Annotated in this window: 15 protein-coding genes; 5 read left to right on the forward strand and 10 right to left on the reverse strand. The window is 41.6% G+C overall.

Going from position 1 to position 15,440, the window contains the following annotated elements; all coding sequences use genetic code 11:
- Window positions 1-53: 53 nt before the first annotated feature.
- Window positions 54-1,343 (reverse strand): aminopeptidase P N-terminal domain-containing protein, encoded by a 1,290-nt coding sequence (locus ACNURT_RS24115; protein WP_419699827.1) that lies wholly within the window; start codon window positions 1,341-1,343, stop codon window positions 54-56.
- A 139-nt stretch (window positions 1,344-1,482) separates the two neighbouring features.
- Here ACNURT_RS24115 and ACNURT_RS24120 point away from each other — a divergent pair, with 139 nt between their 5' ends.
- Entirely contained in the window at window positions 1,483-2,853 is a 1,371-nt protein-coding gene (locus ACNURT_RS24120) for an OmpA family protein (protein WP_419699828.1), read from the forward strand.
- A 411-nt stretch (window positions 2,854-3,264) separates the two neighbouring features.
- Here ACNURT_RS24120 and ACNURT_RS24125 read toward each other — a convergent pair whose 3' ends face one another.
- Genes ACNURT_RS24125 through ACNURT_RS24135 form a run of 3 tightly spaced genes read right to left on the reverse strand, consistent with a single transcriptional unit; the run spans window position 3,265 to window position 5,173 of the window.
- Complete coding sequence (locus ACNURT_RS24125; protein ID WP_419699829.1) at window positions 3,265-4,065, reverse strand: ABC transporter permease; 801 nt, start codon at window positions 4,063-4,065, stop codon at window positions 3,265-3,267.
- 5 nt (window positions 4,066-4,070) lie between these two features.
- Window positions 4,071-4,970 (reverse strand): ABC transporter ATP-binding protein, encoded by a 900-nt coding sequence (locus ACNURT_RS24130; RefSeq protein WP_370996857.1) that lies wholly within the window; start codon window positions 4,968-4,970, stop codon window positions 4,071-4,073.
- Window positions 4,964-5,173 (reverse strand): hypothetical protein, encoded by a 210-nt coding sequence (locus tag ACNURT_RS24135; RefSeq protein WP_090471301.1) that lies wholly within the window; start codon window positions 5,171-5,173, stop codon window positions 4,964-4,966. The genes ACNURT_RS24130 and ACNURT_RS24135 overlap by 7 nt, the downstream gene beginning before the upstream one ends.
- Window positions 5,174-5,471: 298 nt before the next feature.
- Here ACNURT_RS24135 and ACNURT_RS24140 point away from each other — a divergent pair, with 298 nt between their 5' ends.
- Entirely contained in the window at window positions 5,472-6,512 is a 1,041-nt protein-coding gene (locus ACNURT_RS24140) for a sensor histidine kinase (protein ID WP_370996858.1), read from the forward strand.
- A gap of 115 nt (window positions 6,513-6,627) precedes the next feature.
- Complete coding sequence (locus ACNURT_RS24145) at window positions 6,628-7,353, forward strand: LytR/AlgR family response regulator transcription factor (RefSeq protein ID WP_166091457.1); 726 nt, start codon at window positions 6,628-6,630, stop codon at window positions 7,351-7,353.
- 118 nt (window positions 7,354-7,471) lie between these two features.
- Here ACNURT_RS24145 and ACNURT_RS24150 read toward each other — a convergent pair whose 3' ends face one another.
- The 3 genes from ACNURT_RS24150 to frr all read right to left on the reverse strand — a co-directional run bounded on the left by ACNURT_RS24150 (window position 7,472) and on the right by frr (window position 10,236).
- A complete protein-coding gene (locus ACNURT_RS24150; RefSeq protein WP_419699830.1) occupies window positions 7,472-7,750 on the reverse strand; it encodes a hypothetical protein in 279 nt (92 codons plus the stop codon).
- An 81-nt stretch (window positions 7,751-7,831) separates the two neighbouring features.
- Window positions 7,832-9,598 carry an ABC transporter ATP-binding protein gene (locus ACNURT_RS24155; protein WP_419699831.1) on the reverse strand — a complete coding sequence of 589 codons (1,767 nt, stop codon included), beginning with the start codon at window positions 9,596-9,598 and terminating at the stop codon, window positions 7,832-7,834.
- Between the two features lie 74 nt (window positions 9,599-9,672).
- Entirely contained in the window at window positions 9,673-10,236 is a 564-nt protein-coding gene (gene frr / locus ACNURT_RS24160; RefSeq protein WP_419699832.1) for a ribosome recycling factor, read from the reverse strand.
- A 329-nt stretch (window positions 10,237-10,565) separates the two neighbouring features.
- On the opposite strand from frr, the gene ACNURT_RS24165 reads away from it, so the two are divergent.
- Both ACNURT_RS24165 and ACNURT_RS24170 read left to right on the forward strand, forming a co-directional pair.
- Window positions 10,566-12,152 carry a serine hydrolase domain-containing protein gene (locus tag ACNURT_RS24165; RefSeq protein ID WP_419699833.1) on the forward strand — a complete coding sequence of 529 codons (1,587 nt, stop codon included), beginning with the start codon at window positions 10,566-10,568 and terminating at the stop codon, window positions 12,150-12,152.
- 386 nt (window positions 12,153-12,538) lie between these two features.
- Complete coding sequence (locus tag ACNURT_RS24170) at window positions 12,539-12,916, forward strand: hypothetical protein (protein ID WP_419699834.1); 378 nt, start codon at window positions 12,539-12,541, stop codon at window positions 12,914-12,916.
- On the opposite strand, the gene cdaA is transcribed toward ACNURT_RS24170, so the two are convergent.
- The 3 genes from cdaA to ACNURT_RS24185 all read right to left on the reverse strand — a co-directional run bounded on the left by cdaA (window position 12,913) and on the right by ACNURT_RS24185 (window position 15,342).
- Complete coding sequence (cdaA, locus tag ACNURT_RS24175) at window positions 12,913-13,704, reverse strand: diadenylate cyclase CdaA (protein ID WP_076375400.1); 792 nt, start codon at window positions 13,702-13,704, stop codon at window positions 12,913-12,915. The two genes, ACNURT_RS24170 and cdaA, sit on opposite strands and share 4 nt — an antisense overlap.
- Before the next feature lie 100 nt (window positions 13,705-13,804).
- Window positions 13,805-14,290, reverse strand: coding sequence for a group II truncated hemoglobin (locus ACNURT_RS24180; RefSeq protein WP_419699835.1), 486 nt, complete (start codon window positions 14,288-14,290; stop codon window positions 13,805-13,807).
- Window positions 14,291-14,370: 80 nt separating this feature from the next.
- A complete protein-coding gene (locus ACNURT_RS24185) occupies window positions 14,371-15,342 on the reverse strand; it encodes a polyprenyl synthetase family protein (RefSeq protein WP_419699836.1) in 972 nt (323 codons plus the stop codon).
- Window positions 15,343-15,440: the final 98 nt, after the last annotated feature.

Below are 15,440 nucleotides of genomic sequence, written 5' to 3' on the forward strand. Positions count from 1 at the left end.
TGAAAGATTTGGCTAAATTGTTTTTATTGTAAAAAAATTGTCACAAACTCCGGCTAACTGTTCATAATTTCTTCAATATGCGCGGCTTCAACGGGGATGCCTGCCATCAAATCGCGGTTACCATTTTCTGTAATTAAAATATTGTTCTCTATCCTGATCCCTAAACCTTCTTCGGGTATATAAATCCCCGGTTCGCAGGTGAGTATATTACCCACCTCAAATGGTTTGTACCGGCTTGCAAAATCATGCACATCCAAACCCAAATGATGCGAGGTGCCATGCATAAAATATTTTTTATAAAGAGGTGAGTTTGGGTCTTGCTTTTCCACATCGTGCTTATCCAGCAGCCCCAAACCTATTAATTCTCCAGTCATTATTTTGCCAACCTCTTCCTGATAATCACTCAAGTTAGTTCCGGCAACAATCATTTTAGTGGCCTCGCGCATCACCCTTAAAACAGCATCATAAACAGCACGCTGCCGTGCTGTAAAACGCCCGTTTACAGGTACAGACCGGCTCATATCGGCATTATAGTTAGCGTACTCGGCACCAAAATCAAAGAGTATAACATCACCATCTTTACAAACCTGGTTATTATCGGTATAATGCAGCACAACGGCGTTTTTACCGGAAGCTAAAATAGGATGATAAGCATGTCCGGTGGCCCGTTGACGCAAAAATTCATGTGTAATTTCGGCTTCAATCTCATATTCGGTAACACCAGGTTTCAGAAATTTCAGCACCCGTATAAACGCGTCGTTGGTAATATCACACGCCTGTTGGGTTAAAGCTATTTCAACAGGTGACTTTACAACGCGGAGATCGCGCATGATCACTGCCGCACGCTCATATTTATGCAAAGGATAATTTGCTTTTAAAGTTTCGTACATCCGCAAATCGCGGTAAGGCACAGCGTGGCTATACCTGTCGTTTTCGTTAGTATTGATGTAAATATACTCTGCGTAATAAATAATATTTTGTAAAATGGTTTCATATTCACTGAGCCAGTAAATATTTTCAATACCAGAGGCTGCTTTTGCTTCTTCTTTAGTATATTTATGACCTTCCCAGATAGCAATATGCTCATTGGTTTGTCTTAAAAAAAGTACTTCTTTGTATGCTTTATTAGGACAATCAGGGAATAAAATGAGGATACTTTGTTCCTGGTCGATGCCTGTGAGATAAAAAAAATCAGGATTCTGCTTAAACAGGAAAGTTTGATCACCGCTCCTGGGGAATTCATCGCTCGCATGGAAAATAGCCAAGGAGTTATGTTTTGTTCTCGAGACGAAATTTTTTCTATTATTAATAAATAGACTATTATCAATTGCGGGATATTTCATATTTATCTGCTGATTATCTTTTTTTTTTCTTTATTTGTATAACTATTACAATTTTTGGAACAATGTTTGGTCAGGGTTTCAAACATAATTACTAAATTTGAAAAAAAATCACAATTAAAATCGTTTAATCTTAAAAACTATGAATTATTCTACATTAAAGAAAACAGTCGCATTGTCATTTGCTTCTTTGATGGTTGTGGGAATCGTAAATGCACAAACGGATTCTACTAAAACAACCACAGCAACTACAACGTCGTCTGAAACTACTACCCCCAAGGTATTTGGTGGTTTAGGTCAGTACAAAAAGTTTAGCATCGGTGTAAATGTTGGCGCTACTGCTCCTTCAGTTGCAACTGGTGGTTCAAACGACTTTACACACAATAAAGTTCAGTTAGGTTACGGTATCTCATTCAGAGAGCAACTTGCACACTCTTTTGGTTTACAATTGGATTTCCATGGTGGTAAAGTAGAAGGTGATAATTCTAAAGCACCTGGTGCCAGCTACTCTGCTCAATCTTTCCAAACCAAATTCTGGTCAGGTACTTTAAGCGGTGTTGTAAACGTTGCAACAATTGACTTCTTAAGACGCAAAAATTCAGTTAACTTCTTCGTTACAGCCGGTGGTGGTTTAGCTTTATACCAACCTAAAGTTACTTTCAAAGACGGTACTGTAATTGATTATGATGGTCACGCTGGTTTGCCTCCAGGCCAAGGTACTAACAAATTCGTTAAGGAACTGATTATCCCTGTTGGTGCAGGTGTTAAATTCAGATTAAGTGACGTTGTTGCCTTAAACTTAGGTTACACCGAAACATTTGTTGATGGTGATAACTTTGATGGTCTTAACAAAGGTTACCCAACTAAAGATAAATACAGCTACGGTTATGCTGGCTTAGAGTTTACTTTAGGTTCAAAATCAAAACCAAGCTTAGAGTGGGTTAACCCGGTAGCTTTAATGTATGACGAATTGTACGATGCTGCATTACGTCAGGAAGTTGAAGCTCTGAAAGGTCGTGTTACCAACGTTGAAAACGCTGTTAATGATTTGAAAAAAGATTCAGACGGTGACGGTGTTGCTGATCAATTTGACAAATGCCCAGGTACTGCTGCTGGCAGCGTAGTTGATGGTTCAGGTTGCGTTATCGTATTCCCTAAAGATACCGTTGCTGCTACTCCTGCTGCTACTGCTTACTCAAACATCCAGTTTGAATTTGATAGCTCAGTATTACGTACTTCATCTTACCCAGTGTTAGATGCAACTTCAGCTGACTTACGTTCATCTGGTAAATCTGTTGAAGTAGATGGTTACGCTTCATCTGAAGGTACTGCTGCTCACAACTTATCTTTATCAAAAGACCGTGCTAACTCAGTAAAAACTTACTTAGTTAACTCAGGTGTTGATGCTAAAAAAGTTAAAGTAAAAGGTTACGGTGAAACTAACCCAATTGCTGATAACTCAACTGAAGAAGGCCGCGTGTTAAACCGTCGCGTTCAATTCAAACAAAAATAATATCAATTAAATATTATTGCGAAGGCTCCGGATAACCCGGAGCCTTCTTTGTTTTATACCTTTTTTATTGACCGATCAATTACGTGCTTATTTGAACTGACGATGAATTGAAGGTAGTGTAGTATACTCAGCTATCGCATTAAACCAGGTGCGTATATAACACTCCAGCTAACACACATAACCGCAACACCACAGAGCATGGAATCTTATAGAAACACACACCTATTCAATTGAACAATGCTATAGATTAAGGATATAAAAGAGACTGGCAGGCTCCTGTTGTTGCCCGAACCATGATTAAACGAATGATGGGATTGCCAGAATCTATTGGAAATATTGAGGGTTTATTCTGATCGGGAAGAGCTTCGATCAATCTGCACATCTAAAATCTGCACATCTTCACATCTACCCTTACTTCACACTCTTTTTAAGTACAATAAAGTACCCGCCTATAAAAACAAGCACCGATACCGTAATACCCACAAGAATATCTTTGGTAAAAAGATCGATGACTATTTGAGGTGTTTCGCCTTTAATGGTTTTATGCGGCATTAGTTTTAAAGCCAGCATCGGATGCGCATAAGGGAACAGATAACAATACTCCCAGCCTTTTGACGCGGTTATAACACCTATTATAGTAGCTACAAAACCTATACCCATCGGCTTCAAAAAATCAGACCATAATAAGCTGAGTAAAAACTGGATGGATAATATACCCAATGACGATAAGAAAAGCTTAAAATAAAGCTTAGCCAGCGTATCTTCCATATGATAGTTATCAAAGCGCAGTTCGGGCTTTACCAAACTGAGTAAGTTACCAAAGCCTATAGTAAATAATACAAAAAGGGCCAGACATAAAAATATGAGGAACAAGGCATAAAAGTATTTGGCCGCGTATACGCTCAGGCGTGAAATGGGCAGGCTAAATAAGCTTTTCCAGGTATCTGCCTTATGCTCCATACTATTTACCGAGTAGGCAATAAAAATAACAAACATGGGTAACAACAGCGAACCCATTACAGCCAGAATTGCACCGGCAAACTGCATCCATAATATTGCGGGGGGCATACCTGCCAAACGTTCGCTTTTGGTATAAAAACCCACAAACAGCAGCAGGCAAATTAGCAAGGGCAACAGTATAGCAGCCCAAAACCCGAGTGTTTTACGGCTCTTGAAAAATTCTGACCGGAATGATAAAATAAATCCTTTCATAGCGCTCAGGCATTTTGGGTGATGGATAAAAACAATTTTTCCAGGTCTTTTTGCTGCTTGCTGATACTAAATACAACATACTCGTTTTGTACAAGCAGCGCATTGATATCGCCCATTTGCTCTTTGGAGGTATAGGGTACATACACATAATCATCCGTTACATCCGCAACCGGATAGTTTTTGCGTTTCAATAAGTTGGCAGCGTCAACGGTATTATCAGCTTCAATACGTATTAATGGCTGGCTTAGCGCCTCAAGCTCCTCAATGCTGCCCTGAAACAATAATTGCCCGCCATCAATGATACCTACATGCGTGGCCATACGTTCAATCTCGGCCAGCAAATGGCTCGATATAAACACCGTTTTATGGTGCTGGCTAACCAGTTTCAGCAATAACTCACGAACCTCAATAATACCGTTCGGGTCGAGGCCGTTGGTTGGCTCGTCCAGTATCAATAATTTAGGATCTGTAAGTAGTGCCAGCGCTATGCCCAGGCGTTGTTTCATGCCCAATGAGTACTGGCCGGCTTTTTTATTTGCGGCATTGCTTAGGTGCACCAGGTTAAGCATTTCGTCCACCCGTTTAACCGGTACTTGTAGTAGTAAAGCTCTGTTTAGTAAATTTTCCCGCCCACTCAGGTGCTGATAAATAGCCGGCTGTTCAATAAGCGCCCCCACCTGGGATAATATGCTGATGCGATTTTTTTGGAGTTCCTGTTCAAAGATGTGGATGCTGCCATGTTGAGTTTGGAGCAGGTTTAACAGGAGTTTGATAGTAGTGGTTTTCCCGGCTCCGTTAGGGCCAAGAAAACCATATATACTTCCTTCGGGTACCTGCAGGTTTAATGATTTAACAACCTGCTGACTGCCGAAGTTGAAGGATAGCCCTTCAGTACGAATTACCATACATGGTTATCCTTGGCTACTGAGCAAACAGTTTTAACAAGGGTAACACCTTTGTAAAACAATGATGTGGCATGAACGGATGCCCCAACAATTGCCGATTCCTTTTTTTGTTCAAACTGATAGCTTACACCTAATATTAGGGCAAACATTACAGGTATCAGTAACATGATAAAAGGATTCGAGTTTTTGATAAGCGTTTTCATCGTGAGTGTTTTGATACAACAAAGGAATATTAATTATTTTACCTGCTAAAATGTATTAGACCAACGCACGGAGTTTATAGATGAACGGTTAATTAACCGCATTAACCCGTTCATCGATTTTAAATGCCCGTTCATCGATAAAATAAAATACTATATATAATTGTACCGGCTTATCCACAGCAAAATATTAAATTAGACGGTGGTTAAGAGGCAAGAAATAAGAATCAAGAACCAAGACGATTATACCGGATTGATTTTTACTCTTGATTCCTGACTCCCGGCTCTTCACTCTAAAAAAATGTCATCAGATAAACAAACGCGTATTATAAAAAGAGGCTGGCAGATATTCTGGCATTTGCTTTTCTGGCTGGGCATCATATCGCTCTTTTTGTCCCTGGCCCGCAGCAATACCAAGCTAAGCAACAAGGAACTGCTCATCCTGTTCTTGCTCTATCCTGCCATCAATATCAGCCTGTTTTATATTAACTTCCTGATTTATATACCTAAATTTTTAGATAAAAAACGTTACTGGGCCTATGCCTTGTTTATTATCATAACCATCATTGTTTACGGCCTGGGCAAATACGGTGTAGGACTGATGTTTAAACAATATGTGCTGGTACGTATGAAAGGCGAGGTTATTTCCTTTCCCTCCTACTTTTTAAGTACCATTTTCACCAGTTTGATATTCATCTTTTTAAGCACCGTACTTAAATTTACCACCGACTGGTTTTTGAATGAGCGCATACAGCACGACCTGGAAAACCAGCGCCTGAGCGCCGAACTGGCCTTTTTAAAATCGCAGATCAACCCTCATTTTTTATTTAATTCCCTCAACAGCATTTATTCGCTGGCTTACCAGCGATCCGAAACTACGCCCGAAGCCATTCTGAAACTATCCGAAATTATGCGGTACATGCTGTATGAGTGTAATGATAATAAGGTTGATCTGAGTAAGGAACTACAATATTTACATAATTACATCGACCTGCAAAAAATACGATTCGGCAACAAAGCCTTTATTGATTTTAAGGTGATGGGTGAAGTGACCAACCAGCAAATTGTACCCTTGCTATTGATCGCGTTTATTGAAAACGCTTTTAAACATGGTGTGGCCAGTGATGTAACATCTCCCATCAAATTATTGATCAATGTAGAGGAGAGCAAGCTTCACTTTTACATACAAAATAAAAAGCACTCCCATAACCGCGATACTATAGGCGGTATTGGTTTAAACAATGTGCAAAGGCGGCTCAATCTGCTTTATCCATATAAACACACTTTAAACATTAGGGATGAAGTTGATACTTATACCTGCGAATTATCTATTGTACTATAAATATTTAACTACTCTCCAATTGCTTTTAATTGTATTTTGAACTCTCTCCATTCGAGAGGGCGGGATGAGGCTAAAAAAATTAACGATAAATCATTAGAACACTTATTTTTACAACATGATCCGATGTCTGGTAGTTGATGATGAGCCTTTAGCGCTACACATTTTGGAAGATTATATTTCCAAAATGCCCTTTTTGCAATTGGTAAAAGCCACTACCAATCCCATCGAAGCGCTAACCATAGTACAGGGTGGTAATGTCGATCTGGTGTTTTTAGATGTGCAAATGCCCGAGCTTACCGGCATCCAGTTTTTAAAGATCTCCAATGGCAAAGCTAAAGTGATTTTAACTACCGCCTATCCGCAATACGCCCTGGAAGGCTATGAACTGGATGTGGTTGATTACCTGCTTAAACCTATAGCACTCGACCGTTTTTTTAAATCGGTTCAAAAAGCGCAAAGTATTATACAACCGGTAATTAAAACTGTTCAGCAGGCCGAGCCGGTACAAATGGATGACTTTTCGACCGATTTTATCTTTGTTAAAACCGAGCACAAGATCCAGAAGGTATATCTGCACGATATTTTATTTATTGAAGGACTAAAAGATTACATCTCCATATTTACCACTGCCGAACGCATCATCACGCTTCAAGGAATGAAGAAAATGGAAGACGCCCTGCCCGAAAAGCATTTTATCCGCGTGCACAAATCATACATTGTGGCCCTCAACAAGATCGACAGCATAGAACGAAGCCGCATCCAGATAGGCGACAAGATTATCCCCGTTGGCGACACCTACCGTGATGATTTCTTCAGGATGATTGAGGATAAGAATATTTAAGCTGATGAGGGTATAAAAAAGTGTCATTGCTGTAATGGCACGAAGCAATCCCCCATTTGCAGAGCGACTCTGTATAGCATAGAGATTGCTTCGTACCTTGCAATGACGTGTTATATTGTCATCTCATCACAATAACAGATTTTTTTCCTTTTCTCCCCGTCAGCAGATAAGCTTCGGGCGAAAGCGGGCAGAACAATGGTGGCTTGTGCGGTTGCAGGGGCATAGCAAGTTTTGCAGAAGCAGGGAATTGAGCGGTGCGAAGCAGGGCAAATAATTGCAGCCCGTGGTTCTGTCCGGTTTGCAGGGCAAAGGCCACGTGCGGCAAAGAAGCCTCTCTGCTGACAGCCTTTTTGGTTACTTTTGTGGCGACAAAAGTAATTGGCCCTCCCGCGGCCAAGAGCGGGTATACGCCCTGTATAGTTTGGGATTGCCACGCTGCGCTCGCAATGACGCGATGGGAAGCAGCACTTAAATAAGATTACTTTACCTCTACTTCTTCAACCGTATCTTTCTCCCCAATTTGCTGGCGCCACATGGCATAGTAAAGCCCTTTCTGACTTAATAGATCATGGTGTTTGCCCGATTCAATAATGCGGCCTTTCTCCAACACGTAAATGCAATCGGCATGCATAATAGTTGATAGGCGGTGGGCTATTAATATAGTAATATGATTCTCCAGCTCAGATACATTGCGGATGGTTTCGGTGATCTCCTCCTCGGTGATGGAATCCAGCGAAGAAGTCGCCTCATCAAACACCAGGATATCAGGCCTGCGCAGCAATGCACGGGCTATCGAAAGGCGTTGTTTTTCGCCGCCGGATACCTTTACACCACCCTCGCCAATTACGGTGCTTAAGCCTTTATCGGCACGGGCCAGCAAGGTTTGGCAGGCGGCACGCTGCAGCACATTCATACATTCCTCATCGGTAGCATCAGGACGTACAAACAGCAGGTTTTCGCGAATGGTACCCGAGAACAGCTGCGTATCCTGCGTTACAAAACCAATTTTTTCGCGCAGTTGATCCAAATCAATGTCGCGGCTTAAAATATTGTTGTATAAAACATCCCCATCCAAGGGCTGATATAAACCAACCAACAGTTTTACCAGGGTGGTTTTACCCGAGCCCGACGGACCAACAAAGGCGATGGTTTCACCGGTATTGGTTTCAAAGTTGATGTGATTAAGCGCGTTGCGGTTGGCGGTTAAATGTTTAAAAGTAACATCTCTAAAAGTTAAGGTATTTACCTTTTCCAGCAACACAGGCTTCTCGGGTTTTTTATCAATAGGCGTACTTAATATGCCTTTAAAATTACCCAGGGAAACCTCGGCTTCGCGCCATGATAATATCACATTACCTAACTCCTGCAGCGGATTAAACAGGAAGAAGGAATAGAACAAAAAGCTAAAATATTGTCCCGGCGAAATGGTTTGCTTAAAAATAAGCAGCAATAATACCACTACCATTACGCTCCGTACCAGGTTAACCGTAGTGCCCTGCACAAAGCTCATGCTGCGTACATATTTTACTTTTTTAAGCTCCAGGTCAAGTATCTTGTATGTAGTATTGTTTAAGCGGGCAATTTCCTGCTTGGCTAAACCCAAACTTTTTACCAGTTCAATGTTTCTTAACGACTCGGTAGTTGAACCGGCCAAAGCGGTGGTTTCCGATACGATCTTTTTCTGGATGGTTTTTATTTTACGGCTCATGGCCATACTCACAAAAGTAATAATGGGTATAGCGGCAAAATATACCAGCGTTACCTGGTAGCTCACACTTACCGAGTACACAATAACAAACACCATCCCTATGAGTGATACAAAAAGAATGGAGATAAACGAGGTGATGAACTTTTCGCAATCAAGCCTTACTTTTTGTAAAATGCCCAATGTTTCGCCGCTGCGCTGATCTTCAAATACCTGGTAAGGTAATTCGAGCGAATGGCGTAAGCCATCAGCATACATTTCGGCACCCACTTTTTGGGTAATGATATTGGTAAAATAATCCTGGAAGTTTTTAGCTATACGCGATACCATGGCCACGCCAATGGCAGCGCCGATAAGTATCAATACCTGGTGCAGGTATTCGGTGTACTGGAGCGTGTTGCGTTTTTCGATAACACGGTCAACAATACGACCGGTTATCCAGGGGTCGAGCAGTGAAAAGCCAATGTTCATGGCGGCCAGGAACAATGCCAGCACCACTACTATGCGGTGTTTTTTTAAGTAAGAAAGTAGTATATTCATGTTTGTACGCCAAAAATAAAAAAAGGGAATGGCTAAGTAGCTCATTCCCTCTTAATTTGACATAAGGTTAATATTTAAACCGTCATGATATCTTTTTCTTTGGCTTCTGAAAGCTGATCAATCTTGATAATATAAGCATCTGTTAGTTTTTGAACGTCGGCCTCGCCTACTTTTATCTCATCTTCAGAAACACCTTCTGATTTTAATTTTTTGATCTTCTCGTTAGCATCTTTACGGATGTTACGAATGGCGATCTTACCGGTTTCAGCCTCTGCTTTTGCTTTCTTAACCAGGTCGCGGCGGCGCTCTTCGGTCAATGGCGGTACATTGATGCGGATGATAACACCATCATTTTGTGGATTAAAACCAAGACTCGATTCTTTAATGGCTTTTTCAATAGCACTTAATAATGATTTTTCCCAGGGTTGTACAACAATGGTACGTGCATCGGGCGTATTAACGTTACCTACCTGGCTTAACGGTGTTGGTGTACCATAGTAATCAACCATAATATCATCCAGTAAAGACGGGTTTGCTTTACCCGCACGTATTTTATTTAATTCACTATCGGCATGCTCAATGGCTTTGTCCATTAAAGCCTTTGCATCAGTCACTTGTTTTTTAATGAGTTCGCTCATTGGTTTTAAATTTTCACAAAAGTAATAAAATCTATCATTTTCCTTAGCCTTAGTGTAAAATCAAATTGGGAGGGCTTGAGTATGGTGTAGACGACTCAGCCCATCATCGCTGCGCTTGCCCCCCTCTTCACCCTCTCGGTGGAAAGAGGGGTTTACAAAAATTAAAAGAAAAATTCCTTAATCTTATTTGCGGCGAAGCGGAGAGAGGGTGGTCAAGCGCAGGGCAGACCGGTGAGTCGGCCCCAATATTAAAATTCCCTCATCACCCATTGCAACACATTGAAAAACTGCAACGTCTTATAGATTTATTTATTTTAGTTTACGCTGATATGAGATCAACTCTAACTTTTTTATTGATTTTACTGTTTGCAGCACAAAAAAGTTTGGCGCAGCCTGCCGCTGCAGCCATCGAAAAACAGGTACATGAGATCGCCAATATCCTGCAGTTGCCTGGGTTTAGCCTGGCCATTGTAAAAGATGGTAAAATAGTTTATCGCCAGATGGAAGGCTATTCGGATCTGGAGAAAAAAATACCTGTAAGGGACGACGACCTTTTTATGATTGCCTCGGTAACCAAAACCATGACCGCTAACCTGATCATGCAGTATGAACAGGAACATAAAGGGATTTTGGATAGCTATGTGCTCAATTACCGGTACATTGATATTGGTTTCGGCTGGCCCTATAATGTGGATGTGAATGTCAGGATCAGGCACTTCCTTTCGCAAACATCCGAAGACGGCCCCGGAAATTCATTTGTTTATAATGGCACCCGGTTTAATTATATGTATGGACTTTTTGAAAAGATGGGTGACCATACCGCTGATGTAGACGCCTACCAGTTAGAGTTGCAAAAACGTGTGCTGACACCACTGGGGATGCAACATACCATTTTTGGTTTCCCGAAAAGCCGTACAGATACCCTATTCCGGCACATTGCCAAACCTTATATCTATGATCAGACTAACAAGCGTTTGGTCGAAAACACCGGGAATTATGCACGGTGGACCAGGGCATTTCCATCTGGCGGACTCTTATCTACCATTGCGGACCTGGTTAAATATACCAATAGCTATGATCAGCACACCTTGATCACGGAAGCCAGCTATCAGAAAATAACCGAGCCCACGGAACTGAACGATGGCTCGCTAAGTCCGTACGCCCTGGGGTGGTTCAGTGAAACATTTGAGGGTAAAACTATCCACTGGCATTACGGGCAGGCTGATGATTACGCGGCCCTTTTTATCCGGGTTCCGGAAACAGGTTCTACATTCATCTTTCTGGCCAACTCCAACGCCCCTTCGGCGGCACTAAGGCTGGGCTCCGGACAAATCTGGGAGTCGCCGTTTGCAGCGGCGTTCTTCAGATACTTTATTTTTAACAACGATGCCCGGGCACGACAACGACTTGAATCCGAAGAACTCATAGGTAAGGCATTGTGCTTGCGTTACATGGAAAACAAGGCGGGCATTTACAAAGGCGAAGCTGCAAGCCTCATTACCCAACTGGCCAAAACGAACCCGGAGCGCTTTAAACGTTATGACCCTGGTCTTATTTATCTGCTGACCGATCTGCATGAACCGGCTTTTCAACCACTGATTAATCAACTTGCAGATGCCTATCGTGTAAACGGACATATACAACCTTATGTAATGACCGACCTTGGTGACTATTACCTGTCTGTAGGTAAGAACACGCAGGCGCTGGAATTTTATCAAAAGCTTGCCGATGCTAAAGGTTTTGAATTCTGGCAGCTCTCGGCAGAAGCTGCCCGTAAAGCAGGGCAATTATTGATGAAAGAAGGAAAAACAGCAGAGCGCCGCGTTTATTACTGGAAAGCCATTAATGATATGAAATTGCAATACGCCGATGATAATGCTATCGGGGCGGTGATCAAAGAGATGAATTCTTTGTAGCGCCGCTGCTTCCAATTCCGCCAATTTTTCGTATCTTTATAACAACTAAACGGCCCGGCCCCCTTTTTTGAAGGGAGCCGGGCCGTTTGGTTAAGGTTAAAACAAGACCAAAAACCGACCATTTTGTATATAGTTATTTGACAATCAACTAATTAATACTTTTTAAAGTTTCAAAAACTGCTCAAAACGGTGTTAAAATTTGTTAAAAGTGTTAAAATGCGGGTTTTTTGAGTGGTTTTCATCCGTTTTTAACCCTTTTTTGAGTCGAAATTTGTTAAAATTCGAGGTTTAAAAAGCATATCAGGTTAAACATCAAATGTTAAATAACATTTTTTAACATTTAGATATCCCGGCATTATATTATATTTATGTAAACCTTTTATCGCATGAAAAATATTTGGCTATTTATACTCATGATCGGCGGTGTTACTCAATTAAAAGCCCAACAACTGGCTGTACCACTGCCTGGCAAAAAACCCTACAATTCTGTTTATCCTTATTCTAAAGGTTTATTCGACAATAATACAATAACGCTAACACCAGCCAAACCTAATTTGATCCAACCGTTGACCAGTGTACCACCCGCAAATAATTTATTCACTGCAGAAATGAATGACCGCATGCCGGTAGTCAAACTACAATCTGCTGATAAAATGCCGATAGTAAAAACGGATGAGCCTAATATGCACTATACTATGCTGATCAAAAGGCTTGGTGAAGCAAAGCCAGATTCGGCAGTAAAAACTATTCGGCCTAATTATTAAAAATCCTTATTCAGCACTTTTTCCAGTTCGGCAAAGCTGATATTCATTTTAACACGGCCCTGTTTGGCGTAGGATAATTCGCCGGTTTCTTCGGATATGATTATGGCGGTAGCCTCGTTAGCCTCGGTTACACCAATACCGGCGCGGTGGCGCAAGCCGAATTGCGCAGGCAGATCTGTTTTTTCGGTAAGCGGTAAAATACAACTGGCCGATTTAATTTTATTTTCAGATATCACCACAGCCCCATCATGCAGCGGACTGGTTTTCTGGAAGATACTCTCCAGCAAACGTTTTGATATTTTGGCATCCATTACCTCACAGCTGTTTTGATAAAACTGCTCGTCGTAATATTTGGCAAAAACAATTAAGGCACCTGTGCGGGTTTGTTTCATGCTTTTGCAGGCATCTATGATGGGTTTTATACGGGCGTAATTATTTTTCTCGGCCTCGGCCTTACCAAAAAAGTATTGCCACCAGGCTTTGTTCCGTTGCAGCGAAGCATTTTTGCCTACCAACAGTAAAAAACGTCTTACTTCCTGCTGAAATACCACGATAACCGCGATGATACCCACATCAACAAACTTGCCTAAAATAGCGGTAAGCAGTTTCATGTGCAGGGCGTTCACTACAAAGTTCAATGCAAATATCACGGCGAAGCCGATAAAGATATTGGCCGCGATAGTACCCCGGATGAGGTTATAAAGCTGGTATATGATAAAAGCTACCAGAACCACATCAAGGATATCAAAAAATGTGATCTTGGGGAAGCTGAGGAATATAGATTGCATTTACGAAGTTAATAAGTTTAAGGAGAAGTTAAAGCCGTGCTATCCCTGCACAACAAGCAACGTTCTTTTTTTAAATAGCCATGACTATCCTTCCGAAAATTCAGGGGATGTAAGGACCGCCAACTACGCCCCAGCCCCATTCCGGCATCGGAACATCCGTAGGCTCTGTTACTTCATCTGTTTTGGAGTTAATGACCGCGATGCGGGTTCCCCATTCCAGGTAAGCCATAAATGCCGAACGAAACTCCGGATCGTCAGGTAATGCATATTCATCGGCGGTTTGTAATAGCAGTTCTATCCAGCGTTTGCGATGTGCTTCAGTCAGATATTTTTGCAGATGCTTGCTGATCATGATAAAATGGCTGCCTTCCTGCTCACTATAGGTTTTGGGACCTCCTAATACCTCGGCTACAAAATGGGCCACGTGCAGGCGGTGCTGTGGGCTCATGTGTTTAAATACCGGCTCAAGCAAGTCGTCGGCCAGCACTTTATCATAAAACTTGTCAAAAAGGTTTTCAAAGGCTTTTGTACCACCGGCCCACTCAAAAAGCGTAGGCACAGCTGGTTTACTTGTTGCATCCATCATAAAACGTGTTTTAATTGATGAATAAAGATAGTACAGCCAAACCAAAGTTAAAAGTATAACCGGTAATGATGAAGATGTGCTTATTTGTTACGTTCGGTAGTAAATCTTACCAATTGCTCTAATCCGCGGTGCGAATCGCTGTCGGGGAAAGTGTTGAGGATCTTAAAAGCCTCATCCTGATATTTTTTCATCTGGGTTTCGGCGTACTGCAGTCCGCCGGTATCATTTACAAACTTAACTATCTGGGTAATCTTCGCAGGGTCGTCATTATGATTTTTAACCAGATTAATGATCCTTTTCTTTTCAGAATCAGTAGCATTGGCCAGTGAATAGATCAATGGCAGGGTAACCTTTTTTTCCTTGATATCGATACCAAGTGGTTTGCCTACATCATCGGTACCAAAATCAAACATATCATCCTTAATCTGGAAAGCGATGCCGATCTTTTCGCCAAATAGGCGCATTTTTTCAACAACTTCGTCAGAGGCCCCCGCTGATGCAGCCCCGCAGGCGCAGCACGAAGCAATAAGCGATGCCGTTTTTTGGCGGATCACTTCATAATACACCGGTTCGCCAATATCCATGCGGCGCACCTTTTCAATCTGCATCAGTTCGCCCTCGCTCATCTGCTTTACCGCGTCAGATACGATACGAAGTAACTGAAAATCACCATTATCAATAGATAACAATAAACCCTTTGAAAGCAGGTAATCGCCTACTAAAACGGCGATTTTATTTTTCCATAAAGCATTGATGGAGAAAAAGCCACGACGCTGATAAGAATTATCAACCACATCGTCATGCACTAATGAAGCCGTATGCAACAATTCAACCAAAGCGGCCCCACGATGGGTCGATTCATTAATGCCACCGCATATACTGGCGGCAAAAAACACAAACATGGGTCTTATCTGCTTTCCTTTGCGCTTAACAATATAATGGGTTATCCTGTCGAGCAAAGGTACCGAGCTTTGCATAGAAGATTTAAACTTTTCCTCAAATACATCAATATCGGCAGCAATAGGTTTTTTAATGTTGTTGATGCTCAGCATTTAAACTAAACAAGCTTTTTACGTGTAAAATTACCATACGGCAATATGAAGCAAACATAAGCTAAAATTATTTATCTGCATTACCACCATATATTTTT

It is taken from the genome of Mucilaginibacter sp. NFX135 (genome assembly GCF_048565145.1).
Lineage (GTDB): Bacteria > Bacteroidota > Bacteroidia > Sphingobacteriales > Sphingobacteriaceae > Mucilaginibacter.

Coding starts and splice junctions, on each gene's coding strand:
- ACNURT_RS24130 (WP_370996857.1), bottom strand. CDS start 4,970: ATGGTAATTCGTACTGAAGGGCTATCCTTCAACTTCGGCAGTCAGCAG.
- cdaA (WP_076375400.1), bottom strand. CDS start 13,704: ATGCAATCTATATTCCTCAGCTTCCCCAAGATCACATTTTTTGATATC.
- ACNURT_RS24165 (WP_419699833.1), top strand. CDS start 10,566: ATGAGATCAACTCTAACTTTTTTATTGATTTTACTGTTTGCAGCACAA.
- ACNURT_RS24140 (WP_370996858.1), top strand. CDS start 5,472: ATGTCATCAGATAAACAAACGCGTATTATAAAAAGAGGCTGGCAGATA.
- ACNURT_RS24125 (WP_419699829.1), bottom strand. CDS start 4,065: ATGAAAGGATTTATTTTATCATTCCGGTCAGAATTTTTCAAGAGCCGT.
- ACNURT_RS24185 (WP_419699836.1), bottom strand. CDS start 15,342: ATGCTGAGCATCAACAACATTAAAAAACCTATTGCTGCCGATATTGAT.
- ACNURT_RS24170 (WP_419699834.1), top strand. CDS start 12,539: ATGAAAAATATTTGGCTATTTATACTCATGATCGGCGGTGTTACTCAA.
- ACNURT_RS24155 (WP_419699831.1), bottom strand. CDS start 9,598: ATGAATATACTACTTTCTTACTTAAAAAAACACCGCATAGTAGTGGTG.
- ACNURT_RS24115 (WP_419699827.1), bottom strand. CDS start 1,343: ATGAAATATCCCGCAATTGATAATAGTCTATTTATTAATAATAGAAAA.
- ACNURT_RS24120 (WP_419699828.1), top strand. CDS start 1,483: ATGAATTATTCTACATTAAAGAAAACAGTCGCATTGTCATTTGCTTCT.
- ACNURT_RS24180 (WP_419699835.1), bottom strand. CDS start 14,290: ATGATGGATGCAACAAGTAAACCAGCTGTGCCTACGCTTTTTGAGTGG.
- ACNURT_RS24135 (WP_090471301.1), bottom strand. CDS start 5,173: ATGAAAACGCTTATCAAAAACTCGAATCCTTTTATCATGTTACTGATA.
- ACNURT_RS24145 (WP_166091457.1), top strand. CDS start 6,628: ATGATCCGATGTCTGGTAGTTGATGATGAGCCTTTAGCGCTACACATT.
- frr (WP_419699832.1), bottom strand. CDS start 10,236: ATGAGCGAACTCATTAAAAAACAAGTGACTGATGCAAAGGCTTTAATG.